At 62.1% G+C, this 1,043-nt stretch carries 2 protein-coding genes; both read right to left on the bottom strand.

Annotation, left to right across the window (positions count from 1 at the left end; genetic code table 11):
* Positions 1-823 (bottom strand): ABC transporter ATP-binding protein (locus tag WFH00_RS11855; RefSeq protein ID WP_336661050.1); only part of this gene is annotated, 823 nt, incomplete at its 3' end.
* Positions 824-828: 5 nt separating this feature from the next.
* Positions 829-1,043, bottom strand: a 215-nt coding sequence (locus WFH00_RS11850) for an ABC transporter permease (protein WP_442918852.1), incomplete at its 5' end; no start/stop codon positions are given.

Genomic DNA, 1,043 nt, shown 5'->3' with positions numbered 1-1,043 from the left:
CGCCGCGTCCGAGGAGGACGGTGGATTCTCCGAGGAAGCGTCCCACGAACAGGGTTTGCGGGGCTTCGTAGAGGTCTTCCGAGGTGCCGACTTGTTCGAGCCTTCCGTTGTTGAAGACCGCGATGCGGTCGGACATCGAGAGGGCTTCTTCTTGGTCGTGGGTGACGTACACGAACGTGGATCCGACCTCGCGGTGGATGCGTTTGATCTCGGTCTGCAGCCACTCGCGTAGTTTCTTATCGAGCGCGCCGAGAGGTTCGTCCATGAGGAGCACTCGGGGTTCGTACACGAGCGCGCGGGCGAGGGCGACGCGCTGCTGCTGACCGCCGGAGAGTTCTGACGGGTAACGGTCCCCGAAGTCGGTCATGCGGACCATGCCGAGCGCGTTCCGGATCTTTTCCTGCTGCACGCTCTTGGACATCTTGCGGCGCTGCAGCGGGTACGCGATGTTCTCCGCAACGGTTTTGTGGGGGAACAGGGCGTAGTTCTGGAACACCATCCCGATGTCGCGCTTGTGCGGGGGGAGTTTCGCGACGGGCTTGCCGTAGATGTGGAGCAGCCCCTCGGTGACGGAGGTGAAGCCCGCGATCATGTTCAGCGTCGTCGTTTTCCCCGATCCCGACGGGCCGAGGAACGTCATGAACTCGCCCGGTTCGATCACGAGATCGATCTCGTCGACGACGGTGTTCTCGCCGTAACGCTTCGTGACTTGCTTCAGGCTGATGCCCGCGTCCCCGATCTGGTGGATCGCGGTCGTGTTCAGGCCCTCGGCGCGTAGCTGCGCTTCGTGCCCCTCGGGCACGGGGATGTCGTTATGAGTCATCGCGTTCATGCGACTGGTCGCTTTCTTTTCCTCGTGGAGAACTGCGCGATGAGCATGACGACCACCGAGGTGAGCATCGTGATCACCGCGACGGCTGCCACGGTCGGGTCGTTGGTTTGCGTGACGCTGTTGAAGATCTTCACGGGCAGCGTCTGCAGCGATGGGGACTGGATGAACAGGGACAGGATGACCTCGTCAAACGACGTCACGAACGCGAACA

The organism is Leucobacter sp. USHLN153, assembly GCF_037145615.1.
GTDB lineage: Bacteria > Actinomycetota > Actinomycetes > Actinomycetales > Microbacteriaceae > Leucobacter.
The sequence above is the reverse complement of the archived record's forward strand: the minus strand, read 5'-3'. Positions and strand labels throughout refer to the sequence as shown.